This is a genomic window from Psychromicrobium ferritrahens, assembly GCF_043789415.1.
GTDB lineage: Bacteria > Actinomycetota > Actinomycetes > Actinomycetales > Micrococcaceae > Renibacterium.
In genome coordinates this window covers 1247519-1273774 of sequence record NZ_JBDLLW010000001.1, presented here as the reverse complement: position 1 = coordinate 1273774, position 26256 = coordinate 1247519, and the positions used below count along the sequence as shown (strand labels likewise).

Below are 26256 nucleotides of genomic sequence, written 5' to 3'. Positions count from 1 at the left end.
GAATAGGTAAACAGAATGTCGCAGCTGAAACTACTCAGGAGACGGTATGGACTCGCTGAACGAGCGGCCCGAAGCGGTGATGCTCCCCTCAAAGCAGCCGGTTGGCCTGATTGACCCCGAGGGATCTTTGCTGACCGATCACTCCACGGACAAGGACGCCTACCCGCTTCCCGATCAGGCCAGCTTGCTGCGAGGATACGCAGAGATGGTCAAAGGTCGCCGGATCAATGATCAGGCCGGCGCCCTGGTACGTCAGGGCAGAATGGCTGTCTATCCCTCGTCGCATGGGCAGGAGGCCTGCCAGATCGCAGCCGCCATGTGCCTGGCAGAGCAGGACTGGCTGTTCCCGACCTACCGGGATTCCGTCGCGGTGATGGCCAAGGGCGTGCCGCCGGTTGAGGTGCTAGAGCTGCTCAGAGGCTCCTGGCACGGCGGCTACAACCCCTATCACTACAAGGTGGCAACCCAGGCGACGCCGCTAGCTACTCAGCTTTTGCACGCCGTCGGACTGGCCCATGCCGCCAAGCTCAAGGGCGAGGACACCGTGGTGCTCGCACTCTGCGGTGATGGGGCAAGCAGCGAGGGAGACTTCCATGAGGCGCTCAACTTCGCCGCCGTCTTTCACGTTCCGGTGGTCTTCCTGATTCAGAACAATGGTTTCGCCATTTCAGTGCCCTTAGCTCAGCAAAGCGTCGCGCCTTCCCTGGCCCACAAGGCCATCGGCTATGGAATGCCCGGTGAACGGGTCGATGGAAACGATCTCGCCGCGCTGCTGTCGGTATTGCGGAAACTCATCCAGCGGGCTAGGGACGGCGGCGGCCCGGCGTTGCTGGAAGCCCATACCTATCGGATGCTCGCCCACACCAATGCCGATGATGCTTCCCGTTATCGCAGCGAGGAAGAAGTCGCACAATGGCTGCCCAAGGATCCAATTCTCCGGCTGCGTCGTTATTTGACGGCTCAAGGAGTGCTGACCGAGCAATTGGAGCAGGAATTCGCGCAGGCAGCGGACGACGTCGCGAGCCAGATGCGCGACGGGCTGAACGCTGAAGCGCAGGTCGATCCGCTCGATCTCTTCCGCTTCGTCTATGCCGAACCGAGTTCGCAGCTGCGGGAACAATCGGAGTTGCTGGCCGAGGAAGTCCGGCGCACGAACAACGCCGATACTGAAGAGGTGGCACGATGACCGCGGTTGATGAGCGCACTGAAACAACGGCCCGGGGGAGTGCTCCGGTGACATTCGCCAGGGCACTCAATCAGGCCCTGGTGGATGCCATGCAGGACGATCCCAGCGTGCTGATCTTCGGCGAGGACGTGGGCACTCTGGGCGGGGTCTTCCGGATCACTGATGGGTTGACCGCGCGCTTCGGAGAGGACCGCTGTTTCGATACCCCGCTTGCTGAGTCCGGGATCATGGGGGCGGCGGTGGGGATGGCGATGAATGGCATGCGCCCCGTCGTCGAAATGCAATTCGATGCCTTTGCCTACCCGGCTTTCGAGCAGGTGGTGTCCCACGTGGCCAAAATGGCCAACCGCACGCGCGGTGCGGTGCGGCTACCGATGGTCATCCGGATTCCCTATGCGGGGGGAATCGGAGGAGTGGAACATCACTGCGATTCCTCGGAGGCCTACTACGCGCATACCCCTGGGCTGACGGTGCTGGCTCCTTCTACCGTGGCCGATGCCTACACCATGCTGCGCGATGCGATCGAGTCACCCGACCCAGTGGTCTTCCTGGAACCGAAAAAACTCTATTTCGCCAAGGAATCTGTTGATCTGCGAGCGCTCGCCGCTTCACGCTCGGCCTCCAGCATCGGTAAAGCGGTGATCGCCCGGGAGGGGACCGACGCAACGCTGATCAGCTATGGCCCCTCGGTCTCCACCGCTCTGGCCGCCGCAGAAATTGCTGCCAGCGAGGGCCGGTCACTGCAGGTTGTGGATATCCGTTCCCTGGTGCCCTTCGACGATGAGACGGTCTGCGCCGCGGTACGCTCTACCGGCCGTGCGGTGGTGATCGCGGAAGCACCGGGATTCGCCTCGGTGGCATCCGAGATCGTGGCTCGGGTGCAGGAACGTTGTTTCCACTCCCTGGCGGCTCCGGTGCGCCGGGTCACCGGCTTCGACATCCCTTTCCCAGCGCCCAAGCTCGAGCAGTATCAATTGCCGAGCGTTGACCGGATTCTGGATGTGGTGGACGAGTTGCAGTGGGAGGACTCCTGATGACCGAGGCTCAGCAAAAAGAGCTCCAGCACGCCAGGGTTTTCCTGCTTCCAGACCTGGGGGAAGGGCTCACCGAGGCCGAGCTGGTGCGCTGGCTCGTCGCAGAGGGCGAAGTGGTCGTCGTCGACCAGGTAGTGGCTGAAGTGGAAACCGCGAAGTCCCTGGTTGAGGTGCCGACGCCGTTCGCCGGAGTGGTAGCGCGGCTGCACGGTGAAGCGGGCCAGCTGATGGATGTTGGCAGGCCTTTTCTCACGGTGAGCGAGGTGGTTCCTGATACCACATCGGCTGGGGAACATCATCAGAAGTACCGCGAGGAAGAGCGGGCGGGTAGCGGTAATGTGCTGATCGGCTATGGCACATCGGGCCATGGCACGATCGGTCGCAGCCGTCCGCGCAAGGGCGGCGCGTCTTCCCGCCCAACAGCCAGCTCTCCTGAGAACGCAGTGCAGAATCCGGCCGCGCCGCCCCTGGTGATTTCCCCCTTGGTGCGAAAACTGGCGCGAGAGCTCGGCGTGAAGCTCCGCGAAGTTCCGGGCTCCGGGCCGGGAGGACTCATCCTGCGAGCCGATGTGCTGAGCTTCGGCCAAGCGCGGCATGAGACTGAGCTTCAGCGGACGACGGCGACCGGTGCTGGAGCGCTCCCTGTCACGAAGGGATCCGCAGCGCAGGTCTCCGCTGATCAGCAGGGCGAAGCAGACAGCCGCTCCGGGCTGCCGATTACTTCACGCCTTCCACTGACCGGGGTACGGCGCAGCATCGCGAAGGCGATGAGCCGAAGCCGACAGGAGATCCCCGAGGCGACCGTCTGGGTCGATGTGGATGCCACCGCTTTGCTGGAATTGAGGGCTGCACTCAAACAGCACGACCCGGAGGGCACGCCGAGTCTGCTCGCTTTTATCGCTCGCTTCGTGCTGGCCGGCTTGGCGCGCTTCCCCGAGCTGAACAGCCGGATCGTGCCGGGCGAGGCCGGTGCGGAAGAACTGCTCACGGTGGACGGCGTCAACCTGGGCTTCGCCGCGCAGACCGAGCGTGGTCTGCTGGTTCCCGCCATTCGTCAAGCGGATCGGTTGAGTGCACGGCAGCTGGACGCCGAGATCAAGCGGCTCACCGCGCTCGCCCGGGAGGGCAAAGCCAGTCCTGCCGAGCTGAGCAGCGGGACCTTCACCCTGAACAATTACGGGGTGTTCGGTGTCGACGGCTCTGCGGCGATCATCAACTATCCTGAGGCCGCGATGCTGGGAGTCGGCAGGATCATTGACAAGCCCTGGGTCGTCGACGGCGAACTAGCGGTCCGCAAGCTCACCGAGCTGACGTTGGTCTTCGACCATCGGGTCTGCGATGGTGGTACCGCGGGCGGTTTCCTGCGCTATGTCGCCGATGCGATCGAGAATCCAGGACATTTGCTCGCCGACCTCTGAGCAGGCCTTCCGCCAATCGGCGGCTCGATGCGGCAGAATAGTGCTGAAATAGCATCGAAAGGTCGTAGCTGAATGGCTTCATGGCGGGAATTGGGTCCCGACAACTATCTCTTATCCACCCCCGGCGCGCTGCTCAACACCGGATTGGTGGTGGGAACCGAGCGGGCGATGGTGATCGATACCGGGAGCGGGCCACGTCAGGGTGCTCAGATCCTGCAAGCGGTTCGTGAGCTCACCACGTTGCCACTCGTGGTGGTCACTACGCACGCGCACTACGATCACTTTTTCGGCAATGCGGTCTTTGCCGCTGACGGAGCGACCGAGTTCTGGGCACATCAGAACGCCGCGAAGACCATCGAAGAAAGCGGCGAGGCCCAACGCCGCTTACTGAACCCCGAATTTGAGCCCGAAATGGCGGCCGCGGAAGGTGAGCACACCGAGATCCTGGTACCGAGCGCTCTGGTCGGGGATCAACCGGTGCTCGTCGACCTGGGTGGCCTCTCGGTGACCTTGTTCTATTTGGGCCGTGGTCATACCGACGGCGATCTGCTGGTTGGGACTCCCTCGACGGTGTTCACCGGAGACCTGGTTGAAGAGGGGGCACACCCCTCCTTTGAAGATTCCTACCCGGTGGACTGGGCGGATACTCTTCGTCAGCTTTCCGCGCTGCGCCACCGTTATGAGTTCCTCGCCCCGGGGCATGGACGCCCGGTCAACGATGAATTCGTCAAGACCATGGCGACCACCATGTCCACGGCTGTCAGGATGGCTCAGGAGGCGATGCGGGAGACCCCGAACGATGCCACCAAGTCGATTCCAATTCTGCCCTACGGGCCGGAGCAGTCCCGCTGGTTCATCGCCCGGCTGAAGCAGACCACTCAGCATGTCTGAGGATAGCCCGACGACGTCGCGATAGCCCACCGCATCGACGGTGAGCTGTCCCGAGGCCGTCGGGCTAACGCGTGTGAAAGCTCCGATGCGAGGGCTCGGCCTTGAACGGAGGCGGAGACGAACGTGCGTGAGCGAAGTTGCGCGGTAGGCTGGCAAGAGTGAGTCAAGACGGTGCTGCGTTCAGCTTCAAGAAGATAGCCATTCCAGCTTTCGGCCCCTCCATCCTGTTCGGCATCGGCGAGGGAGCGATCCTTCCGGTCATCGTGCTCAGTGCCCGTGACCTCGGAGCCTCCGTGGCGGTAGCCGCACTCATGGTGACCCTGATCGGCGTCGGCTCTCTGCTGAGCAATATCCCGGCCTCTATCCTGACCGATAAATACGGTGAACGCTGGGCGATCGTCGGTGCCGCGGGGCTCAGCATGCTGGCCATGCTGCTCTGCTTGCTGGCACCGAACCTCTGGTTCTACGGCCTCGGGGTGCTGATGATCGGCGCGGCCTCGGCGGTCTTCAACCTGGCCCGGCAGAAGTACCTCACCGAGGCTGTTCCGCTGGAATTCCGGGCCAGAGCGCTTTCCACACTGGGCGGGGTGATGCGCATCGGTGTTTTCATCGGCCCCTTTATCGGAGCTCTGGCGATCAACTTCTTCCACCTCGCGGGCGCCTATTGGGTCGGCGTCGTGGCCGTGATCATCGCCGGGCTGATCGCCCTCAGCATGCCTGATCTGGTGCACGAATCCAGCGGGGAAGAGGAGCTGGCGGCCCCCACGCTGCGCAGCATCCTGATGGACCACCGTAAGATCTTCCTGACCATCGGCATCGGCGTACTGCTGGTAGGTGCAGTGCGTGCCTCCCGGCAGGCCGTACTGCCGCTCTGGGCCGAAGGCCTGGGGCTCAGCCCGAGCACCACCTCGCTGATCTACGGTCTTTCCGGTGCCATCGATATGCTGGTCTTCTACCCAGCAGGCAAGGTGATGGACCGGCGCGGTCGGGCTTGGGTGGCCGTTCCTTCAATGCTGATCATGAGCATTTCGCTGCTGCTCATGCCACTCACCGCCGGTGCGGTCACGCTCTTGCTGGTCGCCCTGTTGATCGGATTCGGCAACGGCATCGGCTCGGGAGTGGTGATGACGCTCGGGGCCGACTATTCTCCGGCACGACGCCGAGCCCAATTCCTGGGAATCTGGCGGTTTCTCGCCGACCTCGGCTCCTTCTCCGGACCCGCTTTGCTCTCGGGGATCACCGCGGTGGCTTCACTGGGTATCGGAGTAGCCGCTACCGGCGTCATCGGCCTGGCTGCGGCAGCCATGCTCTGGTACTGGATTCCGCGCTCGCCGAGGGCGGCTAGTCCACAATGAGCGGGCGACGTCGTGCCTCGAAGCTGAACAGCAGCGTGCCAGCCACGGTCAGCAGATAGCCGGCTATCACGATCAGGGCGACGCCGGAGAAGAAATAATCTGTGCTGCTCTGTGCTCCCGGGCTGTTCAGCCTGCTCAGTAGAACGCAGCTGACCACGGCTGCGGCAACCCCGAAGAGCGCCGAGAGCAGCGGCCACAGCCTGCTCGACGCCCAATGAGCCGAATAACCCTGCCAGATATTCCAGGAGCCGCCCCAGCGCATAATGAGCCAGCCGGCGAGGCAGGCCCACGCAGCCACCATCAGATAAGCGGCGAGCACATCGGCTGGGCGATGCCATTGATTGATCAGGGTCGAAGTGCCAGAGAGGATCGCGAAACTGGCGCCGATAAAAGCCGCGAAGGGCCGCCAGCGCGGGCTGACCACCAGGAAGACCCCGACCGCTGCGCTTGCCGCCAGGGTGCTGTGACCAGAGGGCAAGGAATTGAAGTTGAGGGTGGCAATACCCTGATCGGGCCGTTCCGGCAGCATGGTTTTGAAGAGCTGAGTGCTCGCATTGGCAGCGCCCATCGCCAGGATGGCGATCGCCGAAGCAAGCCAGCGCCGACGCCAGATGGTGACAAAGAGTACTACGACAACGCCGGTGACCAGCGAGATGATGGGGAGCAGATCCAGGAAGTAGGACACCTGTGTGCCGATCTTCTGCCGCGGAACAGCTGCTTCCACGAGGGCTGATTCGTCGATGAACTGCCCGGTAGTGGTGTGCACGAAGTAGAGATAGGTGCTGATCAGCCCCAGCACCGAGAAGGCGGTGGCCAGTAGAAACAGGCCCGGGCGTACGGCTCTTCGGGCTCCGGTCCGTGAATCCATCAATCCAGACTACTTGCTCGGCTTGAGCCGGAGCTGTGATCAGAGCTGGTTCGGTCCAGGCATTATCCCGTCTTGCCCTCCATGGCAAGGAATCCCTCGAATAAATGCTCAAACGCCAGCCGGAGGGAATCGTTGTCCGAGCCGGCAGCCCCTTGAGCCAGCACCCGGCGTAAGGCGTAGCCTTCGATCAAACCGATCACCGAATCAGCGAGTTCTTTGCTCTTCGCGATCCCCAGCGACTCCAGGAAGGCTTGCACCGCTTGCGGCAGCTGATCTAGCAACCGCCTGGCTTCGGGGTAAAGTTCTGGATCCCGGGCCACCACGAGGTAGGTCTCCAGGAGCGGCAAGAGCGCGGCACCGTCCCGGGAAGTGACCTGCTCGGCGAGCGGGCCGGCAACCCGTCGCAGATCAGTGGATTCAGCGAGTTGCTTCCGCACTGCTTGGCTCATCGCCGGCGCCAGAGCCCGCAGATAGTGCGCGAATGCGCCTTGAATCAGTTCCACCAGATTGGGGAAGTAATACGAGACACTCGACGCCGGGACCTCAGCCTTCTGAGCCACGGCTCGCAGAGTGATCCCCGAAGGACCCTCGGCTCGCAGTATCACGAGGGCGGCATCGAGGATGCGCAGGTATTTGGCTTTAGCCCGATCTTGAACTGTCCGCTGTGTCACTGTGTTCCCTGTTGGTTCTTGAGGTCTGTGTCGCGCATGAAGCATATCTCTCGTTCGGCTGCACCGGTAGGCTCGAAGAGTGCTGATGCCAGATATTGAAGAACTCTTAGACGGCGCGCGCGTTGTAGCGTTGCCGATGCGGAACCGGTTTCGTGGCATCACGAGCCGGGAGACGCTGCTCCTGCGAGGGCCAGCTGCTTGGGCAGAATTCGGGCCTTTTGCTGAATATGACGACGTCGAGGCCGCCCGATGGCTGCGGGCCGCTCTCGAAGCAGGCTGGTCCGGATTTCCGCCCGCGCTACGCTCCAGCATTCCGGTGAACGCCACGGTGCCCGCGGTCGCTGCCGCTCAGGTCGGCTCAGTGCTGGAGGCCTTCGGCGAAGTGTCGGCGGTGAAAATCAAGGTCGCGGAGCCCGGGCAGCAGCTCGAGGAGGATCTGAACCGGGTCGCCGAGGTGCGCAGGTTACTGCCTCGAGCCGCAGTGCGGATCGATGCGAACGCTGGGTGGAGCCACTCAGAGGCGCTTGAAGCCCTGCGCAGACTCGTGGACTTCGACCTGGAATACGCCGAGCAGCCGGTTGCCGGGATTCCGGGCCTGGCCCGGCTCCGGGAGGCACTCAGCTCGGCCCGAATAGAGCTGCGGATCGCCGCCGATGAAAGCGTCCGCAAGGAGACCGACCCCCTGGCCGTGGCCCGGCAGGGAGCGGCTGATCTGCTGGTGATCAAGGTGGCTCCGCTGGGCGGGGTGAAGGCAGCGCTCGACATTGTCTCCCAGGCGGGCCTTCCCGTCGTGGTGAGTTCCGCCTTGGATACCTCGGTGGGGATTCGAGCCGGACTGGCACTGGCCGCGGCGCTGCCCGAACTGCCCTTCGCCTGCGGGCTGGGAACCGTGGCCCTGCTAGCCGCCGACGTCTGCGATGAGCCGCTGACTCCTCGCAATGGCAGGATCGGGCTGCGCGAAGCGGTCCCGGATCCGGAGCTGCTGCAACGCTACCGGGTTGCCCGAGAACGTGAGGAGTGGTGGCTGGAACGCCTGCGCCGCGTGCATGCTCTGCTCCAGGCGGAAGCACCTCGGTCAGGCAACTGAGGCCGCACCGCTCAGCTCATACCACTTAGACTGAGCAGGTGAGTTTCGCAGAACCGTCCAGGCATTCCCCGGACTGGCTTGCCCTGGATGCTGCCCGGAGGGTTGTGGCGACTTTGCTCGAGGGCGGAGTCCGCCAGCTGGTGCTGGCTCCAGGCTCACGCAGCGCTCCCCTGGCCTACGCGCTGGCGGAAGCTCAGCCGCAGTTGGAGACCCTGGTACGCATTGACGAACGCGCCGCAGGGTTTACCGCCCTCGGGCTCGCCCTGGGCTCGGGCCGCCCCGCCGCGGTGGTCACCACCTCCGGGACCGCTGTGGGAAATCTGCTGCCCGCAGTAATGGAGGCCAATCACGCCGGGGTGCCGCTGATCGTGCTCTCCGCAGACCGGCCGGAGGAATTGCGGGGCACCGGCGCCAACCAGACCACCGATCAGCTCGACCTTTTCGGAACCCACGTTCGCTTCGCGGTGGATATTGCAGCGGGAACCGATCCGCAGGCCGCCGTCCGGACCGCCCTGGACGCCGCCCAGGGCTTATTGGCCGATATCCCGCCCGGACCGGTGCAGCTCAATCTGGCCTTTCGTGAGCCGCTGACGCCGAGCCTCGACGGCAGTGATTTCCAGCCCCGGGCGCGGCGGCCGATCACGAGCCCGAGCAGCGAAGTGCCTCAGCCGTATTCACGACTCGGCTTGACCAGATCGCTCAGTGAGCGGGCCCGGAGGACCGTGGTGCTCGCCGGGCACGATGCCGGGGCGGAGGCCGAGGAATTCGCCCGGCTGCATCAGCTGCCTCTGCTCGCCGAGCCCTCTTCGAATGCACGGTTCGGCGCCAATGCGATCGGCCCGTATCGTCTGCTGCTCGCCGAATTCTCTGAGCAAGTTGAACGCCTAGTGACCTTCGGCAGGCCAACGCTCTCCCGTCCGGTGGCCGCTCTGATGAATCGCACCGAACTGCCCCGAGCACTCTATCTGCCGCGCCCGGTGCCCTGGTTCGAAGAGGGACGGCGCAGCGAATCACTGATCCGGAATGCAGCTGCGCTCAGCGAATTCGCCGGGACGGGAGCTGAAGGCTGGCTGGAATCCTGGCAGCACGCGGCGGCGCTGGCTGAAACCGCACTGGAGAGCACCCTGGGCACCGAACTTTGCGGCCTGCGGCTGGCCCGAGAGGTTTGGCGGCAACCGGTCGAGCAATTGGTGGTGGGCTCTTCCAACCCGATTCGCGATCTTGACCTGGCGGGCACCCCGGGAGTGCTGAGCCCGCGCGTCTTCGCCAATCGCGGGCTGGCCGGGATCGATGGCACGATCTCCACCGCGAGCGGGGTCGCCTTGGCCGCTCCTCGGCCCACCCGGCTGCTGCTCGGGGATCTGACCTTCCTGCACGATGCGGGGGGCTTGCTGTTGCCCGACGGCGAACGAATCCCAGAAGTGCAGATGATCGTGCTCAACGATGCGGGAGGCGGGATCTTCAACCTCCTGGAGCACGGTGTGCTGGGGGAGCAGAAAGATTACGCGGACGCCGTCGAACGTTTTTTCGGCACCTCCCACCGAGTGAAGCTGGAGAGCCTCGCGGCCGGCTATGGCCTGGAACACCGGCTGATCAGCACGACGGCGGAACTCACCGAAAGCCTGCAGGCCCCGATCCACGGCCGCTCGATACTGGAAATCCGTACCGAGCGCTCCGCTTTACGAGGCCTACATGACCGGGTGAAAACCGCTGTTTCGGCAGCGCTCAGAGCCGGGGATGTCAGAGCCGGGAGCTAGAGCACCCGGCTGAGAAACTCCCTGGTCCGGTTGTGCTTCGGATGGGCGATCAACTCACGCGGATCGCCGGACTCGACCACCACACCGCCGTCCATAAAGCTCAGCGTGTCACCCACTTCGCGGGCGAAACCGATCTCATGGGTCACCACCATCATGGTCATCCCGGATTTAGCGAGGTCCTTCATCACCTGGAGCACATCGCCCACCAGCTCCGGGTCGAGCGCCGAGGTGGGCTCGTCGAAGAGCATCAGCTCGGGCTCCATGGCCAGCGCCCGGGCGATCGCCACCCGCTGCTGCTGTCCGCCGGAGAGCTGTGCCGGATAGTGCCCGGCACGATCAGCCAGCCCGACCTGGTCCAGCAGCTCCAGAGCTTTGGCCTGAGCCTGGGATTTCGCCAGGCCCTTCACCTGAATCGGGGCTTCCATCACGTTCTGCAACGCGGTTTTGTGCGGGAAGAGGTTGAAGCGCTGGAAGACCATGCCGATATTGCGTCGCTGGGCGGCGATCTGGCTCGGGGTCAGATCGTGCAGCTGGCCGTTCACCTCGCGGTAGCCGATCAGCTCGTCCTTGACGTAGACCCGGCCAGCGCTGATCGACTCCATTTTGTTCACACAGCGCAGCAGGGTCGATTTACCGGAGCCGGAAGGCCCGATGATCACCGAAACCTCGCCCTGTTTGATGGTCATATCAATGCCGTGCAGCACATGGTGCTGGCCGAAGACCTTATGAACTCCCTCAATGCGTACCAGGGTCATGATTCATCGTCCTTCCGCACGATCTGTCCGACTTCCGTCGGTGGCGCCGGATCGGCGTGCACCGCAGCGGTCGCCTTAGTGGCCATCACGGGTGCCGGAACCAGATTGTCCACGCCTTTCCCGAAGTACCTCTCGATGAAGTACTGCCCGACCATCAGCACGCTGGTGATGATCAGGTACCACAGTGCCGCCACGATCAGCAGCGGGATCGGGAAGTAGATGCGGTTCGCGATGGCGCTCGTGGCGAAGGTCAGCTCGAAGGTGAAGGGCACCGCCAGCACGAGCGAGGTGGTCTTGAGCATGCCGATAGTCTCATTGCCGGTTGGCGGCACAATCACCCGCATCGCTTGGGGCAGGATGATCCGCAGCATGATCTTGCTCTTGCGCATGCCGAGTGCCTCGGCGGCCTCCATCTGCCCGTTGTCCACCGATTTCAGCCCGGCTCGGAAGATCTCGGCGAGGTACGCCGATTCATTGAGTCCCAAGCCGATCACTGCTGCCCAGAAGACGTTGAGGAAGTCCTGGGTGCTGAAAGTGAAGAACTCAGGCCCGAAGGGGATTCCCAGTGAGATCCTCGGATAGAGCACACTGACCATGCCCCAGAACGTCAGCTGGGTGTAGACCGGGGTGCCGCGGAAGAACCAGACCCAGGCCCAGCTCACCCAGCGGAAGATCCAGTTATCGGATTGCCGCATTACAGCCAGCAAGAGCGCCAGCACAATAGCCAGCACCATGGAGATGACGGTGAGCAGCAGCGTCCAGCCGACGCCCTGTACTACCAGGACATCCATGAAATAGGTGGCGACCAGATCCCAGTGGAAGTTCTGGTTGGTCGCCGCGCTGTAAACCGCGGCGATCGCCAATAACACGATGATGACGACGGCGACCCAGCGGCCCGGGTGCGGTACCCGGCGGGCTCGGATCCAGTCCGGCTGCGATTCTCCCTCGGGAGTCGCAGCCGGACTAGTGGCAGGGGTGCTCAACTGGCTGCCGCGGGGTTCACCACGGCCTTGTCGATGGCACCTGCGGTATTGCTCCAGGACTCCAGGACTTTCTTATAGTTGCCATCGGCCATCAGCTTATTGAGCACCTTGGCGATCACCTCCGCGAAAGCAGTGTCGCTCTTGGCCACCGCGATGCCCTGCTGCGCGGCGTCGGTCTCTTCACCCAGGGTCTCCAGTTTGTCGCCGGTCTGGCTGATCGCGTATCGGGTCACCGGTGAATCGGCGCTCATCGCGTCCAGACCGCCGTTGGCGAGGCGGGTGGTCACATCAGCCTGTTTGGCGAGGCTGACGATATTGACGGCCGGTTTGCCCGCATCGGTGCACTTCTTGGAGCGCGCGGTCACATCGTCGGCCTCCACGGTGCCGGTCTGCACACCGATGGACTTACCGCAGACGTCGTCGAGGCTGAAGTTCTTCGGGTTTCCTTTAGCCACTGCCCAGAGCACACCGGCGTTGAAGTAGCTGACCATATTGACCGCGTCGAGACGTTCTTTAGTGATCGTGAAAGAGGAGATACCCAGGTCGTACTTGCTGCCCAGGGCGGGCAGGATGCCGTTGAAATCCGCGGTCTGCACATCCAGTTTGAGGCCCAGGGTGGCTGCGATGGCCTTGCCGAGGTCGACGTCGTAACCTAAGGGGGTGCGGCCGTCGCTACCACCGAGGAATTCAGCGGGAGCATAGGAGGTGTCAGCGCCGATGATCAGGGTGCCGCGGCTCTTGATGGCCTCGGGAACAGCAGCCGCAAGCGTGTCGTCTTTGGCCACGGTTGTCGGATCGAAGCTGGCTGAGCCATGTGAACTGGAGGAGGGTTGTTGCTGTGAAGCGGTGGTACAGCCAGTCAGTGCAACGGCACCGACGGCAAGAATGGCGAACGACTTCGCGAGTGCCTTGGATGTGATTTTCATTAAGTTACCTTTGTTCAACTGAAGGTGCCTTGTGCGAGCCCCGAAATGCACGGTGTGCAGGCCAGAACTATACCGCAGTGGGGCCATAAAGAGCCCGCAAATGCGGCTGCATTTACTTTAATGTGATGCAAAGCCCGGGCTAGTCTCGTTCACCCAGGGCCTGCAGCATGGGCCTGAATTTCGCCCAGGTCTCAGCCAGCTCGGTCTCCGGATCTGAGGCGCCGACGATTCCGCATCCGGCGTACAAACGAGCGGTATTCTCGGTTTCCAGCACCGCCCCGCGCAGGCCGATGCCCCATTCTCCATTGCCCTCGGCGTCTAGCCAACCCACCGGACCGGCATAGGGGCCCCTTTCGAGTTGCTCCAGCTCACGGATCAGCGCTCCGGCCTCGGTGCGCGGGGTGCCGCAGACCGCCGCGGTTGGGTGAAGGGCTTCCAAGAGCGCCAGGGTGTTCGGTAAATGACTGCCATTCCGGGCCAGCTCGGCACTGACATCCGAGGCAAGATGCCAGACATTGGGAAGTTCGAGGACGAAGGGCTTGATCGGCACCGAGAGGTCGGCGGCAAAGGGAGCTAGCTCCCTGACCAACGATTTCACCGCGAAATCGTGCTCTTCGCGCTGTTTCTCAGAGTCCATCAGCATCCGGCGGGCATAATCCTGCTCTTCCGGAGCCCCGGCGCGATCGACGGTGCCGGCGAGCACTCTGGCCCTGGCCACCCCGGACTGGATCTCCACCAGCATTTCCGGGGTCGCTCCGACGAAATCGCCCACGCCATAGGTCCAGCACTCACGGTAACTGTCGATCAGTCGGCTCAGCACGACGGCGCGGTTGATCGGCTGCGAGCTGCGCGCCACGATATCCCGCGCCAGCACGACCTTCTGCACCGGTTCCTGCATCGGGGTTGAACGCCCGCTGGGTGCGTTGATCGCTTGCACCCCGGCGGCGACCACCGACATCCACTCGGCCTCACTCAAGGCACCCGTGCTCAGCGTGAAGTCTGTGGGTTCCGGGGCTGTTCTCCGTGCGGCGCCGCTGCGTTCAGCCGCAGCGAGATAGGCCGCCAATTCGGCGTGGGCGTACCGCTCGGAAAGCTCTTCCTCGAAGCTATTGAGCGTCAACCAGGCGACGCCGTCCCGGATTCCGAGTACCAGCCGGGGCACTATAAGCCGGGAATCGCGCCGCGAGAATTTTGAGAAAGTGAAGCTGCCGAAGGCCACCAATCCCGTGCCGTGCAGGTTGACCCGGTTCTCCACCAGGGCCTCTGCAGTGAGTGTGGCCCACCAGTTCTGAGCTTCGGCAAAGCGTCCCGGACCACGCACCAGGAACTCCGTGAGTTGGCCGAACCCCACCATTCCTTCATCGCGCAATACCCAGCACAATGAGTCTTCGCCTAAGGCATCACTCAGGGTGGGAGAGTCCGCCAGAGGGACAGTCAAACTGCGTAGCACGAGTCCAAGCGTACTCGTCAGCGAGACCGGTCCAGGAACGTCGGGGCTTAGCTGGTCACGGGGACGCCCAGAATTTGCGAGAATGGAGGGGTGAGCCGTGCATCTTTGGAGAAACGTCCGGACGAAGTCGCCGCAATGTTTGACGACGTCGCACCAAAATACGATCTGACGAACGATCTGCTGTCATTGGGCCAGACCCGTCGCTGGCGCAAGATCGTGGTCGAAGCTGTTGGCGTGGTGCCGGGCCAGCGGGTGCTCGACGTGGCCGCCGGCACCGGAACCTCGAGCGAGCCCTATGCGGACGCCGGAGTCGATGTGGTGGCCCTGGATTTCTCGCTCGGTATGCTCAAGGTCGGTAAGCGCCGCAGGCCAGACATCGACTTCATCGCGGGGGACGCCACCGCGCTGCCCTTCGCGGACAACACCTTTGACGCGACCACGATCTCCTTCGGGCTGCGCAATGTGAACGAACCGAAAAAAGCCATCGCGGAAATGCTGCGGGTCACCAAGCCCGGAGGGAAACTGGTGATCGCTGAGTTCTCACACCCCACTTTCGGGCCTTTTCGAACCGTCTACACGGAGTATCTGATGCGCGCTCTGCCGGCGATCGCCAAGCGCTCATCCTCCAATCCGACTGCCTACAGCTACCTCGCCGAGTCCATCCGGGCCTGGCCGGATCAGGATCACCTGGCCCAGTGGATCAGCGACGCGGGTTGGCAAAGGGTCAGCTATCGCAATCTCAATGGCGGTACGGTGGCCTTGCACCGCGGCTTCAAAGCCGAGACCGGTGTGAAGAGTGATCGTGCTGGACAAGCCGGGGCAGGCACTAGCTCTTCATGAAAGTCCTGATCGTCGGAGCCGGTCCGGCAGGTTCCACCGCAGCCTATTATCTGGCCAGCGCGGGGATCGATGTCACCGTCCTGGAGAAGACGCACTTCCCACGGGAGAAGGTCTGCGGCGACGGCCTCACCCCGCGGGCGGTCCGGGAGATTCAACTGCTCGGATTGCCGCACGACGGTGAGGGCTGGCGGCGCAACCGCGGGCTACGGCTGATCGCTCAGGGCCGCCGAGTCGAGGTGCCCTGGCCGGAGCTGAGTGATTTCCCGGACTACGGGCTGATTCGCACCCGGTTCGGCTTCGACGAGGAACTGGCCGCGCACGCTCGGAGTGCTGGCGCCACGATCTTGGAAGGCCATAATGTCAGCTCGGTGCTCACCGACGACGCCGGCCGGGTCACCGGGGTGAGCGCTGCCGTGCTCGACGCCAATGGCCGGAAAACCGGCGAAATGCTCGATTTCAGTGCCGACGTCGTGCTCGCCGCGGACGGCAACTCGACCCGTACCGCGCTTTCCCTCGGTCTGGCCAAACGCGATGACCGTCCGCTCGGCGTCGCCGTCCGCACCTATTTCAGCTCACCACGCCACGAAGAGGACTGGATGGAAGGCTGGCTGGAACTCGCTGGCCCCTCCGGGCCGCTGCCCGGCTACGGCTGGGTCTTCGGAGTCGGGGATGGCAGTTGCAATGTTGGGCTCGGGATTCTGAACTCTTCTAAGGAATTCGGCAGGCTCGACTACCGCAAGGTGCTGCGGGACTGGACCGCCGCGATGCCCGAGGAATGGGGGTTCAGCGCTGAGAATCAGCTCGGGGAGATCCGCGGAGCTGCGCTGCCGATGGGCTTCAACAGGACGCCGCACTACTCTCCAGGACTCTTGCTGCTCGGGGACGCGGGTGGCATGGTCAGCCCCTTCAACGGCGAAGGCATCTCCTACGCCATGGAATCGGGGCGCTACGCCGCTGAGTTCATCGAGCGAGCCGCACTGACCAACTCCCGGCTCGGGTTCGACTTCGCGCTGCAAGGTTACGCCGATCACATCCGTGGTCTCTGGGGCAAGCATTTCACCCTGGGAAGGTTGTTCGCAGGCTTGATCGGCAAACCCGCTGTGATGCAATTGGCCCTGAAAACCGGGATGCCGGTGCCTCCGCTGATGCGCTTCGTGGTTCGGCTGATGGCGAACCTCACCGATCAGCCAGGAGCGCCGGGGCGCGATTTCAACGACCGGGCGGTGCATCTGCTGGAACAGCTGGTTCCTGCTACCAGCAATGGCCGGGTTAGGGTTAACTCGTGAGCAACGCTGTTATCCCGGGCGAACCCGGCAAGCCCACCTGGACCCACGCCGGTCACGGGGTGCATGAATCTGTCGAATTGGACCCGCTCACGAGCGCTATCGCGCTGGATATCAAATTGCCCGCGGCTTTCGCGGAGATCGCCGAGGATCCGCAGCTCGGCCCGGTGATCTCCACCTCGCTGGCCAGGGTGGAGAAGCAGTTGCGGGAGGCGATCGCGAATTCCGATCCGCTCGCCGATGCCACCTCTCGGCACCTGATCGAAGCCGGCGGCAAAAGGATCAGGCCGCTTTTGGTGCTGCTGGCCTCTCAGCTCGGCGATCCGGGCCGCCCCGAAGTGATCAGCGCCGCCGTCGTGGTTGAACTGACGCATCTAGCGACCCTCTACCACGACGATGTGATGGACTCGGCTCCTTTCCGCCGTGGTGCGCCCACCGCCCACGAGGTCTGGGGGAACTCGGTCGCCATCCTGACCGGGGATCTGATCTTCGCCCGGGCCTCCATCCTGGTCTCCGAGCTGGGGCCCAAGGCCCTGGGCATCCAGGCCCGGACCTTCGAACGTCTCTGCCTGGGGCAGCTGCACGAAACCGTCGGCCCGCGACCCGATCAGGATCCGGTGGAGCACTACATTTCGGTGGTCTCCGATAAGACTGGCTCACTCGTCGCGGCCTCCGGGCAGCTCGGCGCGATCTTCGCCGATGTATCGGAAGAGTTGCAAAACGTGCTCGTCGAGTACGGCGAGAAGGTCGGGGTGGCCTTCCAGCTGGCAGATGACGTGATCGATGTGACCGGGCTCAAGCAGGTCTCCGGGAAATCACCCGGCACCGATCTGCGTGAAGGAGTGGCCACACTACCCGTGCTGCTGTTGCGTAAAGCGGCTCTCACCGACCCCTCGGCCGCTGAAGTACTGGCCCTGGTGGAAGGCGATCTGAGTTCTGACGAGGCGCTAGCCGAAGCGGTACAAGCCCTGCGTGCGCACCCGGTCACCGAGGAATCCTGGGCGGTAGCCCGGCAGTGGGCTGACGACGCCGTGCAGGCTCTAGCGCCGTTGCCCGAGGGCGTCGTCAAATCCGCGTTGAGCAGCTTCGCACACGCCGTGGTGCACCGCGAACTTTAGTCTTCTTTATAGCCTTCCCGTTTATCGTCTTGCCGCGAGCTACTCGTCTTCGTCGTCATCGCTGAGCACCCAGTCGAAGTAATCCAGCACGAATTCGCTGAAGGTGCCTTCTTCGCAGACCCAGCTGCCCTTGGCGTTGCTGCGCCGCCAGATCAACGGATCCGGAACATCGATCTGATCGGCTTTGATGCCCCAGGTGTAGAGCTCTTCTTCGTCCTCAAGAAACAGCAAGAAGCCGTCTTCGACTTCCAGCTCGTCCGGATCCCAGAAGAAGTGATACGCCTCCATCAGCTCGGAGTTGCCGAGCGCCAAGTAGAACTCGCGCAGGGCCTGGGGGACGTCGGTAGCCAGTTCAGCGTTCAACTCGGCTTCGGAGAGCCCGTCTTCTTCCTGCCAGGGCTCGGAGAGGTAGTTGGGAAGTAAATCGCGGAATTTCTGCAGAAAGATTTCGCTCACCTGAACATCCTAGGATGTTTTTATGACCTCTGAAACGCCTGCTGTCCCCACCGAGCTGATCGAGAACGTTAAAAAGCTGCTCAACCTGCCGATTTCTTCAGTGGCTGACGTGGCCGACGATGGAACCGTGCTGACCAATAGCAATCTTCACGGCACCAGCCAGCTCTGGGAAGTGCTGCCCGATGGGGAGCGGCGTCAGCTGACGAATTTCAGTTCCACGGCCACCGGAAGATATCTGCCCGGAAGCCGGCAGGTGGTGATCTCCTCTGATACCGATGGTAATGAAAGGCACCAGCTCTATCTGCTGGACCCCGAGACGGTACAGCTACCGGTGAGTATGCTGTCGCCGCTGATCGATGATCCGCAGCATATCTATCATCTGATGGCTCTCGACTCCGAGGCTTTGATCTACTCCACCAATCGTCGCAATCAGGTCGACTTCGATCTGATCCGGCGAGTTCATATCAGTGGGGCGGAACAGGTGCTCTGGGACGGCGGCGGCAGCTTCGCCCAGGTCTCGGCATCTCCCGATGGTCGTTATCTGGTATCGAGCGCGATGAGCCTGCAGCCGGCCTCCAGCACGCTGCGGCTTCTCGACGTCGCCGCGGGGGAATGGCGATTACTCACCGATGAGAACGCACCCGGCCAGTACGGGGAGGTCAGCTGGCTCGCCGACTCTTCGGGATTTCTGACCAGCCAGGATGCCAGCACTGACTTCAGATCCCTCAGTTTCTATCGGGTGGCCGATCAGAGTTGGCACTCTGTGCTGGCCGAAGCGGAGTGCAATCTTTCGATTCGGCTCAATGAGAGCGGTGAGCGGGCACTGATCCAGCGTCTCAAAGATGGCCAGAGCAGGCTGAGCCTGAGCGATCTCGAGGTGGTGGACGGCGTGCCGCTGATCGGTGCAGAGGTCCCAGTCGGTCTGCCCGGAAGTGGGTGGGCATCGGGGGTTCTGAGTGCCAATGGCCGTTGGCTCGCCTTCACTTTCTCCTCTCCGGTCTTTCCGGACGAAGCCTTCAGCGCGGAGCTGACGGCGCAGCTCGGCGGTCCGGTGGAGCCGAAGCAACGGACTTCTGCGCCGGGGCGTGAGCTGGCCGCTCAACTGCCGGTTCCCTCAGTGGTGCGGATTCCCACTCGTGACGGTGAGCAGATCCCCGCTTTTGTCAGCAGGGGCGATGCCAGCGCGGTGCTCAACATCCATGGCGGCCCGGAATCCGCCAGCCTCTTCCAGTGGTCGCCTCGGAACGCGGCTCTGGTGATCTCCGGGCACACCGTAGTGGTGCCCAATGTCCGAGGTTCCAGCGGTTATGGCCGACGCTGGATGTCGTTGGACGACGTCGAACTGCGCTTGGACTCCGTTGAAGATCTGGTGGACATCCATCGCTGGCTGGTGAGCAACGGCGTCGATGGCGGACGAGTGGCGCTCTACGGCGGCAGCTACGGCGGTTATATGGTGCTCGCCGGGATGACCTTCTTCCCGGAGTACTGGGCCTCCGGAGTGGATATCGTCGGGATGAGCTCGCTGGTGACTTTTATGGAAAACACCTCTGCGTACCGCCGGGCTTACCGGGAGCGGGAATATGGTTCGCTGGCGCACCACCGGCAGGTTCTCGAAGATGCTTCACCGCTGCCCAGAATCGACCGGTTGGCGAAACCCTTGATGGTGATTCACGGTGCCAACGACCCGCGGGTTCCGCTGAGCGAGGCCGAGCAGGTGGCCGCTGCGGTGCGAGCCAATGGCAGTGAATGCGAAATGCTGGTTTATGCCGATGAGGGCCACGGGCTGAGCCGGCGGAAGAATCAGCTGGAAGCCTATCCGCGAGCCGTGGAGTTCTTGCGCCGAACTCTGGGGCCCTGAACCTCAGCCTGGGCCCCTCACCGTGAGCCGGATTGCTGCTGTGCGCTAGAGCTTGTTCTTTCGCACCGCTAAGGGGGCGTGCCAGCGGAAGTGCCAGGCCGCGATTCGAAAGGTGAAAACCACGACGGCGATCGCGATTCCGGTGCCCACGTTGAGCCAGCGACCGGTCCAGGCGAAGGCCGCCAGAGTAGCGCCCAGAATGGCCGGGATGGCGTAGATATCGTGTGAGTTGAAGAGTTGCGGAACCTGATTGGCCACCACATCACGCAGCAGCCCACCGCCCACCGCGCTGGTCACGCCGAGCAGTACGGAGGCCACCGGGTTGAAGCCGAAATTGAGTGCTTTGACGGTGCCGGTGATGCAGAACAGGGCGAGACCTGCGGCGTCGAAAACAGTGAGCCATCGTCCGATTTTCTCCACCGAGTTGTAGAGCCAGAACACCAGCAGAGCAGCCAGTACCGGCGGCAACAGATAGACCGGGTTTGAGAAAGCCGCCGGAATCTGGCCGATGATGAGATCCCTGGCGACTCCGCCGCCCAGGCCGACCAGTGAGCCGAGCAACAGCGAACCGATCAGGTCGAAGCCCTTGCGGCCTGCCAGCAGGCTGCCCGAGACGGCGAAGAAAAAGACGCCCAGCAGATCAGGCAGAATTTCGATACTCACCGGAGCAGATTACACTTCCCAGGATGAAGCAGCCCATTCTGATTGCCTGCTCGCACGGCACCGACGATCCGCAGGCCCGGACTGAAGTGGCTCAGTTGCGTCGGCGGATCGCTGAGTTGCGGCCGGCCCTGGAAGTGCGGGAAGCCTACGTGGATGTGCAGAGCCCGGCACTCCCCGAGGTGCTTTCCCGGCTGCCCGAGGGGGTTCCCGCCGTCGTCGTGCCCCTGCTGCTATCCGTTGGCTATCACGTAGAAGTGGATATTGCTCAGGCCGTAGCAACTCGGCCACTGACCCGCGCGGCAGCGCCGCTAGGACCGGACTCCCGGCTCGCCGAACTGTTGGCTCGCCGAGTTGCGGCGGTGATGGATTCTGAAGCTGACTGGGGTGTGGTCTTCGCCGCTGCCGGCTCTTCTAAGGCCAGCGCTGCGGTTGCTATTGAGGAGATGGCAGGGCAGCTGCGCGCACTGCTGCCTTGTCCGGTTCGGGTTGGCTACGGCGCGGGTGCGGAACCCAGGGTTCCAGCCGCGGTGCAGCTGCTGCGCCAGCAGCTGCCGGAACACGCCAAGGTCGCGGTGGCCTCTTATCTGCTCGCCCCGGGATACTTCCACCGACTGCTCTCGCAGGCCGGGGCCGATCAGCTCGCCGCGCCTTTGCTGCCGGATCCGGTGCTGGCGCAGATCGCTCTGGACCGTTTCGACGCCGTCGCCGGTTAGCCGCTGAGGGCTAGGCGATCTAGGAGTCCTGGTCGGAATGCCGGAGCCGGGTCGTGGCTGCTGAGCTCTCAGCACACGCGACTCGAGGGCGTGGCGGGCGCGTCGTTATGACGAAGTATTGCCATAGATGACCTACGGTTGCGAGGTATTCCAGCGTGTTCCGCACGCCGTCCTAATCTCAGTACATGACGCAGGCTGCAACCGATCCTCGTGCTGATGCCCAGAACCGGCCGGTGCGCGCTGCCCGGCCTGCGGCGAAGCCTCATGGTCAGTGGAAGGTGGACGGCACCGCACCGCTGAACGCCAATGAGAGCTGGAAGCAGCAAGACGGCGGCCTGAACGTGCGGGAACGCATTGAACAGATCTATTCGCAGCAGGGCTTCGACTCCATCGAGGAGACCGATCTGCACGGGCGCTTTCGCTGGTGGGGCCTGTACACCCAGCGGAAACCAGGAATCGAAGGCGGGAAGACCGCGACGCTGCAGCCGCACGAGCTGGAAGACCGCTATTTCATGTTGCGGGTGCGCATTGACGGCGGGGCTTTGAACACTCGACAGCTGCGGGTGATCGCTCAGATCTCGGTGGATTTCGCTCGTGGTTCGGCCGATCTGACCGACCGGCAGAATATTCAGTTGCACTGGATCAGGATCGAGGACGTGCCGGAGATCTGGCAGCGGCTGGAGAGCGTGGGGCTCTCCACGACGGAGGCCTGTGGGGATGTTCCACGGGTGATCCTGGGCTCTCCCGTGGCGGGTATTGCCGCCGACGAGATCATCGATCCGAGCCCACTGATCAACGAGCTGGCTGATCGTTTCATCGGTGATCCGGAACTGGCGAATCTGCCGCGTAAGTACAAAACGGCGATCACTGGGCATCCCTCCCAGGACGTGGTGCATGAGATCAATGATTTCGCCCTGGTGGGAGTTGTCCACCCGAGCCTGGGCGCCGGTTATGACCTGTGGGTGGGAGGAGGGCTCTCCACCAGTGCCCGGCTGGCCGAGCGGCTGGGGGTTTTCGTCGAGCCCGTGGTCGCAGCTGAGGTATGGCTGGGAGTGACCAGCATTTTCCGGGATTACGGGTATCGCAGGATGCGGACCAAGGCGCGGCTCAAATTCCTGATGAACGATTGGGGGCCGGTGAAGTTTCGCGAAGTTCTCGAGACCGAATATCTGGGTTATGCCCTGCCGGACGGGCCTGCAGCGGCCAAACCCACTTCTCCGGGTGACCATATCGGAGTTCATGAGCAGAAAGACGGCAGGCGTTATATCGGAGTCGCACCGACCGTCGGGCGGGTTTCCGGTGAAAAGCTGCTGGCCCTCGCCTCGGTCATTGAAGCTCACGGTTCTCAGCGCCTGCGGACGACGCCGCATCAGAAACTGGTCATTCTGGATGTGCCTGGAGAGCGGGTGGAATCACTTTTGGCGGCCATCGAGCCGCTCGGGCTGACCGCCAAGCCCTCGATCTTCCGTCGTAGCACGATCGCCTGCACCGGAATCGAGTACTGCAAATTGGCCATAGTGGAGACCAAGGTGACTGCGGCGACCGCAATCACCGAGTTAGAGAAGAGGCTCGCCGATCTGGTCGATTCGGGTGAATTGGTGGATCCGATCGCTTTGCATATCAATGGCTGCCCCAACTCATGTGCTCGGATTCAGACCGCTGACATCGGGTTGAAAGGAATGATGCTGCCCACTCCTGACGGCGATCCGGCCCCGGGGTTCCAAGTTCACCTCGGCGGTGGCCTGGCCTCATCGAACCGTGAGGAGGCCGGGCTGGGCCGGACTATTCGCGGGCTCAAAGTCACCGCGCAGGACCTGCCGGACTATGTCGAACGGGTGGTGCGCAGCTTCGTGGCGGGTCGCGATCCGGAGGAGACCTTCGCCCAGTGGGCACATCGGGTTGATGAGGATATTGTGAAATGAGCGAGGTCTCTGAAGTGACGAAGGTGCGACGCACCCATGCCGTGCCGTTTCGTTCGGAGCAGGAGCTCCGGGCTCTGGTGGATTCCGGCGTCGGGGAACTCGGCTGGGATGCTCCGACCGCCGAAGTGATCGCCTGGGTGGCACGCCACTTCGAGGTCTCGGCGAGCGCCGTCGCCTGTTCGATGGCTGACGCCGTGCTGCCCGCTTTGGTGGCCGAGCAGCTTCCTGGAGTCGATGTGCTCTTCTTGGAGACCGGGTACCACTTTCCAGAGACCCATGACACCAGGAAGACGGTGGCCCGGTACTTTCCGGTCAATATTGTCGATGTGCTCCCGGAGCGTACCGTGGCCGAGCAGGATGCGGAGTTCGGCAAGGATCTTTTTACCCGGGATCCGGCCCGATGCTGCCAGTTGCGCAAGATGGATCCCTTGAAAAAGGCGCTCAGCGGATATGAAGTGTGGTTCACCGGAGTGCGGCGTGACGAAGCCCCCACCCGGACGAACACTCCACTACTCAGTTGGGATGCCTCCCACGGCTTGGTGAAGGTGAACCCACTGGCTGGCTGGTCTTTGGACGCTTTAGTCACCTACGCCGAAGAGAATTTGATCCCGGTGAACCCCTTGATGTCGCGGGGGTATCTTTCCATCGGCTGTGCTCCGTGTACCAGGCCGGTGGCGCCGGGTGAAGATCCTCGGGCTGGTCGCTGGTCGGGGACGGATAAGACTGAGTGCGGGATTCATCTATGAGCATCGAATCCGCCGATCGAAGCGTCGGAGGATCCTTGGTCGCCCGCGAGACGGGGCAGCTGGACAGTTTGGATGTCTTGGAGTCTGAGTCGATTCATATTCTCCGAGAGGTGTTTGCGGAGTTCGAGCGTCCCGCGATGCTGTTCTCCGGCGGCAAGGATTCCGTGGTGATGCTACATCTGGCTGCCAAGGCCTTCTGGCCGGGGCGGATTCCCTTCCCGGTGCTGCACGTTGATACGGGGCACAACTTTCCCGAGGTGCTGGAGTTCCGGGATCGCACCGTGGCAAGGCTGGGACTGCGGCTCGTAGTGGCAAGCGTGCAGGAGTATCTCGATCGGGGTGAACTGGCTGAGCGCGCCGATGGCACGCGGAATCCTCTGCAGACCGCTCCGCTGCTCGGGGTGATTGCTTCGGAGAGGTTCGACGCCGTCTTCGGGGGAGGGCGGAGAGATGAGGATAAGGCACGAGCGAAGGAACGAATTCTTTCGCTGCGGGATGAGTTCGGTCAATGGGATCCACGCAATCAACGTCCTGAGTTGTGGAATCTCTATAACGGGCGGCATGCCGTGGGGCAGCATGTCAGAGCCTTTCCGATTTCAAACTGGACCGAGTTGGATATCTGGAGGTATATCGAACGGGAGGGGATCGAGCTTCCCGAGATTTACTTCGCACATCGGCGCGAGGTCTTTGAACGTGAAGGAATGTGGATGGCGGTGGGCCCCTTTTCGATACCTGGTCCGGCCGAAGCCGTGGTTTCCCAAACCGTCAGGTATCGCACAGTGGGGGATATGTCTTGCACCGGGGCTGTGGTGTCCTCGGCGGCCACTGTGCACGACGTCGTGCTGGAGGTTGCGGCTTCCACCCTGACTGAGCGTGGTGCTACTCGAGCGGATGACCGCATCTCTGAGGCTGCGATGGAAGATCGGAAAAAGGACGGGTATTTCTAGTGGCTTCTCTTTTCCGTTTTGCGACGGCGGGTTCGGTTGATGATGGGAAGTCGACCCTGGTGGGTCGGTTGCTTCACGAGTCGAAGGCCATCCTGGTCGATACTTTGGCCGCGGTGGTGCGAACTTCTGCTGAGCGCGGCTTCGGTGGCGCTGCCGGAGGAGTGGATCTGGCTCTATTGACGGACGGCTTGCGGGCTGAACGTGAGCAGGGCATCACGATCGATGTGGCGTATCGGTACTTTGCTAGTTCTGTGCGGTCGTTTGTGCTGGCGGATTGTCCCGGGCATGTGCAGTACACCAAGAACACCGTGACCGGGGCCTCCACCGCGGATGCTGTGGTGGTGCTGATCGATGCCCGGAAGGGTGTTTTGGAGCAGACTCGGCGTCATCTTTCGGTTCTGCATTTATTGCGGGTGCCGCACGTGGTGGTTGCGGTCAACAAGATTGATCTGGTGGATTTTTCGCAGTCAGTTTTCGCATCGATTGTTCAGGATGTGGTGGAGGTGGCGGGTTCAATTGGTTTGGCGACGCCGCTGGTGATTCCGGTATCCGCATTGGAAGGTGACAATGTGGTGGAGCGCTCAGAGCGGACTCCCTGGTATGCGGGTCCCTCGTTATTGGGGATTCTGGAGTCCTTGCCTTCCGTAGATGAGCTGGAATCTCTTGCTGAGACTCCGGAACCTTTCAGATTTCCGGTGCAATTGGTAGTGCGCCCGCAGGGCGGTCTGGCTCCGGGTCTTTCTGCGGAAGAGTTTCGAGACTATCGGGGTTACGCGGGGCAGATCGCTTCGGGCGCTGTCGCCGTGGGGGACTCGGTCACCGTGTTACCGGGCGGCCGGACGACGTCTGTGGTGGGGATCCATGGGCCGGGAGGGCCGGTGCTTGATCGGGCGGTGGCGCCGCAGTCGGTGGTGTTGAGGCTAGCGGACGAATTGGACGTGGCACGCGGGGAACTGCTCGCAGCTGCGGGGACCACGAGGGAGGCCTCTCAGGATCTGTCTTCCTCTTTGTGCTGGTTATCCCCCAAACCCTTACGAGAAGGCAATAAGGTGCTGGTGAAGCACGGCACTCGGACGGTCCAAGCCCTGGTTCGGGGTATTGGCGGAACGTTGGAGCTGGGGAGTTTCTCCCTTCGACCTGCTGCTTCATTGGAGTTGAACGATATTGGTGCTGTGCAACTCAGGCTGGCTTCGGCCTTGCCGCTGGAGCCGTATCTGGCACACCGGCGAACCGGTGCCTTCTTAGTCATCGATCCGGTGGATGGAAATACTCTGGCAGCTGGAATGGTCTCCGAACATCCGGCTGATTCTGCGAGTGAGCGGTGGTGAT

The 26256-nt window shown here is 62.8% G+C and carries 24 protein-coding genes; 16 read left to right on the top strand and 8 right to left on the bottom strand.

Annotated elements, in window-relative coordinates:
* Positions 1-46 precede the first annotated feature (46 nt).
* The 5 genes from ABDK06_RS05895 to ABDK06_RS05875 all read left to right on the top strand — a co-directional run bounded on the left by ABDK06_RS05895 (position 47) and on the right by ABDK06_RS05875 (position 5884).
* The gene (locus ABDK06_RS05895) at positions 47-1186 is read left to right on the top strand and encodes a thiamine pyrophosphate-dependent dehydrogenase E1 component subunit alpha (RefSeq protein WP_394939867.1); all 1140 of its coding nucleotides are present in this window, start codon (positions 47-49) and stop codon (positions 1184-1186) included.
* On the top strand, positions 1183-2220 hold the full coding sequence (locus tag ABDK06_RS05890; protein WP_394939865.1) for an alpha-ketoacid dehydrogenase subunit beta: 1038 nt from the start codon (positions 1183-1185) through the stop codon (positions 2218-2220). The genes ABDK06_RS05895 and ABDK06_RS05890 overlap by 4 nt, the downstream gene beginning before the upstream one ends.
* Complete coding sequence (locus tag ABDK06_RS05885; protein WP_394939863.1) at positions 2220-3638, top strand: dihydrolipoamide acetyltransferase family protein; 1419 nt, start codon at positions 2220-2222, stop codon at positions 3636-3638. Before ABDK06_RS05890 ends, ABDK06_RS05885 begins: the two co-directional genes overlap by 1 nt.
* Before the next feature lie 72 nt (positions 3639-3710).
* Positions 3711-4529 carry an MBL fold metallo-hydrolase gene (locus tag ABDK06_RS05880; RefSeq protein ID WP_394939861.1) on the top strand — a complete coding sequence of 273 codons (819 nt, stop codon included), beginning with the start codon at positions 3711-3713 and terminating at the stop codon, positions 4527-4529.
* Positions 4530-4678: 149 nt separating this feature from the next.
* Entirely contained in the window at positions 4679-5884 is a 1206-nt protein-coding gene (locus ABDK06_RS05875) for an MFS transporter (RefSeq protein ID WP_394940802.1), read from the top strand.
* Here the strand turns inward: ABDK06_RS05875 and ABDK06_RS05870 are convergent.
* Both ABDK06_RS05870 and ABDK06_RS05865 read right to left on the bottom strand, forming a co-directional pair.
* Complete coding sequence (locus ABDK06_RS05870; RefSeq protein ID WP_394939859.1) at positions 5871-6752, bottom strand: phosphatase PAP2 family protein; 882 nt, start codon at positions 6750-6752, stop codon at positions 5871-5873. The two genes, ABDK06_RS05875 and ABDK06_RS05870, sit on opposite strands and share 14 nt — an antisense overlap.
* Positions 6753-6814: 62 nt before the next feature.
* Entirely contained in the window at positions 6815-7423 is a 609-nt protein-coding gene (locus tag ABDK06_RS05865) for a TetR/AcrR family transcriptional regulator (RefSeq protein ID WP_394939857.1), read from the bottom strand.
* 85 nt (positions 7424-7508) lie between these two features.
* Here ABDK06_RS05865 and ABDK06_RS05860 point away from each other — a divergent pair, with 85 nt between their 5' ends.
* Positions 7509-8510 (top strand): o-succinylbenzoate synthase, encoded by a 1002-nt coding sequence (locus ABDK06_RS05860; protein WP_394939855.1) that lies wholly within the window; start codon positions 7509-7511, stop codon positions 8508-8510.
* A 38-nt stretch (positions 8511-8548) separates the two neighbouring features.
* A complete protein-coding gene (gene menD / locus ABDK06_RS05855) occupies positions 8549-10267 on the top strand; it encodes a 2-succinyl-5-enolpyruvyl-6-hydroxy-3-cyclohexene-1-carboxylic-acid synthase (RefSeq protein ID WP_394939853.1) in 1719 nt (572 codons plus the stop codon).
* Here the strand turns inward: menD and ABDK06_RS05850 are convergent.
* The 4 genes from ABDK06_RS05850 to ABDK06_RS05835 all read right to left on the bottom strand — a co-directional run bounded on the left by ABDK06_RS05850 (position 10264) and on the right by ABDK06_RS05835 (position 14402).
* On the bottom strand, positions 10264-11022 hold the full coding sequence (locus ABDK06_RS05850) for an amino acid ABC transporter ATP-binding protein (RefSeq protein ID WP_394939850.1): 759 nt from the start codon (positions 11020-11022) through the stop codon (positions 10264-10266). The two genes, menD and ABDK06_RS05850, sit on opposite strands and share 4 nt — an antisense overlap.
* The gene (locus ABDK06_RS05845) at positions 11019-12005 is read right to left on the bottom strand and encodes an amino acid ABC transporter permease (protein ID WP_394939848.1); all 987 of its coding nucleotides are present in this window, start codon (positions 12003-12005) and stop codon (positions 11019-11021) included. The genes ABDK06_RS05850 and ABDK06_RS05845 overlap by 4 nt, the downstream gene beginning before the upstream one ends.
* The gene (locus ABDK06_RS05840) at positions 12002-12931 is read right to left on the bottom strand and encodes an ABC transporter substrate-binding protein (protein ID WP_394939846.1); all 930 of its coding nucleotides are present in this window, start codon (positions 12929-12931) and stop codon (positions 12002-12004) included. The genes ABDK06_RS05845 and ABDK06_RS05840 overlap by 4 nt, the downstream gene beginning before the upstream one ends.
* A 139-nt stretch (positions 12932-13070) precedes the next feature.
* Positions 13071-14402 (bottom strand): isochorismate synthase, encoded by a 1332-nt coding sequence (locus ABDK06_RS05835; protein ID WP_463401506.1) that lies wholly within the window; start codon positions 14400-14402, stop codon positions 13071-13073.
* Positions 14403-14471: 69 nt separating this feature from the next.
* Between ABDK06_RS05835 and ABDK06_RS05830 the strand changes: the two genes are divergently transcribed.
* Genes ABDK06_RS05830 through ABDK06_RS05820 form a run of 3 tightly spaced genes read left to right on the top strand, consistent with a single transcriptional unit; the run spans position 14472 to position 17622 of the window.
* Positions 14472-15221, top strand: coding sequence for a demethylmenaquinone methyltransferase (locus ABDK06_RS05830; protein ID WP_394939842.1), 750 nt, complete (start codon positions 14472-14474; stop codon positions 15219-15221).
* Entirely contained in the window at positions 15218-16507 is a 1290-nt protein-coding gene (locus ABDK06_RS05825) for a geranylgeranyl reductase family protein (protein ID WP_394939840.1), read from the top strand. The genes ABDK06_RS05830 and ABDK06_RS05825 overlap by 4 nt, the downstream gene beginning before the upstream one ends.
* A complete protein-coding gene (locus ABDK06_RS05820; protein ID WP_394939838.1) occupies positions 16504-17622 on the top strand; it encodes a polyprenyl synthetase family protein in 1119 nt (372 codons plus the stop codon). Before ABDK06_RS05825 ends, ABDK06_RS05820 begins: the two co-directional genes overlap by 4 nt.
* A gap of 39 nt (positions 17623-17661) precedes the next feature.
* Here ABDK06_RS05820 and ABDK06_RS05815 read toward each other — a convergent pair whose 3' ends face one another.
* Positions 17662-18078: a hypothetical protein gene (locus tag ABDK06_RS05815; RefSeq protein WP_394939836.1), complete on the bottom strand. Its 417-nt coding sequence runs from the start codon at positions 18076-18078 to the stop codon at positions 17662-17664.
* A gap of 22 nt (positions 18079-18100) precedes the next feature.
* Between ABDK06_RS05815 and ABDK06_RS05810 the strand changes: the two genes are divergently transcribed.
* The gene (locus ABDK06_RS05810; RefSeq protein ID WP_394939834.1) at positions 18101-19936 is read left to right on the top strand and encodes a S9 family peptidase; all 1836 of its coding nucleotides are present in this window, start codon (positions 18101-18103) and stop codon (positions 19934-19936) included.
* 45 nt (positions 19937-19981) lie between these two features.
* Here the strand turns inward: ABDK06_RS05810 and ABDK06_RS05805 are convergent, their stop codons facing one another.
* Positions 19982-20599 (bottom strand): trimeric intracellular cation channel family protein, encoded by a 618-nt coding sequence (locus tag ABDK06_RS05805; protein WP_394939832.1) that lies wholly within the window; start codon positions 20597-20599, stop codon positions 19982-19984.
* A gap of 23 nt (positions 20600-20622) precedes the next feature.
* Here ABDK06_RS05805 and ABDK06_RS05800 point away from each other — a divergent pair, with 23 nt between their 5' ends.
* The 5 genes from ABDK06_RS05800 to ABDK06_RS05780 all read left to right on the top strand — a co-directional run bounded on the left by ABDK06_RS05800 (position 20623) and on the right by ABDK06_RS05780 (position 26255).
* Positions 20623-21312, top strand: a complete 690-nt coding sequence (locus ABDK06_RS05800; RefSeq protein ID WP_394939830.1) for a sirohydrochlorin chelatase — start codon at positions 20623-20625, stop codon at positions 21310-21312.
* Positions 21313-21497: 185 nt separating this feature from the next.
* Complete coding sequence (locus tag ABDK06_RS05795) at positions 21498-23234, top strand: nitrite/sulfite reductase (protein ID WP_394939828.1); 1737 nt, start codon at positions 21498-21500, stop codon at positions 23232-23234.
* Positions 23231-23980: a phosphoadenylyl-sulfate reductase gene (locus tag ABDK06_RS05790; protein WP_394939826.1), complete on the top strand. Its 750-nt coding sequence runs from the start codon at positions 23231-23233 to the stop codon at positions 23978-23980. The genes ABDK06_RS05795 and ABDK06_RS05790 overlap by 4 nt, the downstream gene beginning before the upstream one ends.
* Positions 23977-24927 (top strand): sulfate adenylyltransferase subunit CysD, encoded by a 951-nt coding sequence (cysD, locus tag ABDK06_RS05785; RefSeq protein WP_394939824.1) that lies wholly within the window; start codon positions 23977-23979, stop codon positions 24925-24927. Before ABDK06_RS05790 ends, cysD begins: the two co-directional genes overlap by 4 nt.
* Positions 24927-26255 (top strand): sulfate adenylyltransferase subunit 1, encoded by a 1329-nt coding sequence (locus ABDK06_RS05780; protein ID WP_394939822.1) that lies wholly within the window; start codon positions 24927-24929, stop codon positions 26253-26255. The genes cysD and ABDK06_RS05780 overlap by 1 nt, the downstream gene beginning before the upstream one ends.
* Position 26256 lies beyond the last annotated feature (1 nt).

What these genes read in the sequence shown, in the direction of transcription:
- ABDK06_RS05895 (WP_394939867.1), top strand. Translation starts at nt 47, where the DNA reads ATGGACTCGCTGAACGAGCGGCCCGAAGCGGTGATGCTCCCCTCAAAG.
- ABDK06_RS05890 (WP_394939865.1), top strand. Translation starts at nt 1,183, where the DNA reads ATGACCGCGGTTGATGAGCGCACTGAAACAACGGCCCGGGGGAGTGCT.
- ABDK06_RS05885 (WP_394939863.1), top strand. Translation starts at nt 2,220, where the DNA reads ATGACCGAGGCTCAGCAAAAAGAGCTCCAGCACGCCAGGGTTTTCCTG.
- ABDK06_RS05880 (WP_394939861.1), top strand. Translation starts at nt 3,711, where the DNA reads ATGGCTTCATGGCGGGAATTGGGTCCCGACAACTATCTCTTATCCACC.
- ABDK06_RS05870 (WP_394939859.1), bottom strand. Translation starts at nt 6,752, where the DNA reads ATGGATTCACGGACCGGAGCCCGAAGAGCCGTACGCCCGGGCCTGTTT.
- ABDK06_RS05860 (WP_394939855.1), top strand. Translation starts at nt 7,509, where the DNA reads ATGCCAGATATTGAAGAACTCTTAGACGGCGCGCGCGTTGTAGCGTTG.
- ABDK06_RS05850 (WP_394939850.1), bottom strand. Translation starts at nt 11,022, where the DNA reads ATGACCCTGGTACGCATTGAGGGAGTTCATAAGGTCTTCGGCCAGCAC.
- ABDK06_RS05840 (WP_394939846.1), bottom strand. Translation starts at nt 12,931, where the DNA reads ATGAAAATCACATCCAAGGCACTCGCGAAGTCGTTCGCCATTCTTGCC.
- ABDK06_RS05825 (WP_394939840.1), top strand. Translation starts at nt 15,218, where the DNA reads ATGAAAGTCCTGATCGTCGGAGCCGGTCCGGCAGGTTCCACCGCAGCC.
- ABDK06_RS05810 (WP_394939834.1), top strand. Translation starts at nt 18,101, where the DNA reads ATGACCTCTGAAACGCCTGCTGTCCCCACCGAGCTGATCGAGAACGTT.
- ABDK06_RS05800 (WP_394939830.1), top strand. Translation starts at nt 20,623, where the DNA reads ATGAAGCAGCCCATTCTGATTGCCTGCTCGCACGGCACCGACGATCCG.
- ABDK06_RS05795 (WP_394939828.1), top strand. Translation starts at nt 21,498, where the DNA reads ATGACGCAGGCTGCAACCGATCCTCGTGCTGATGCCCAGAACCGGCCG.
- ABDK06_RS05790 (WP_394939826.1), top strand. Translation starts at nt 23,231, where the DNA reads ATGAGCGAGGTCTCTGAAGTGACGAAGGTGCGACGCACCCATGCCGTG.
- cysD (WP_394939824.1), top strand. Translation starts at nt 23,977, where the DNA reads ATGAGCATCGAATCCGCCGATCGAAGCGTCGGAGGATCCTTGGTCGCC.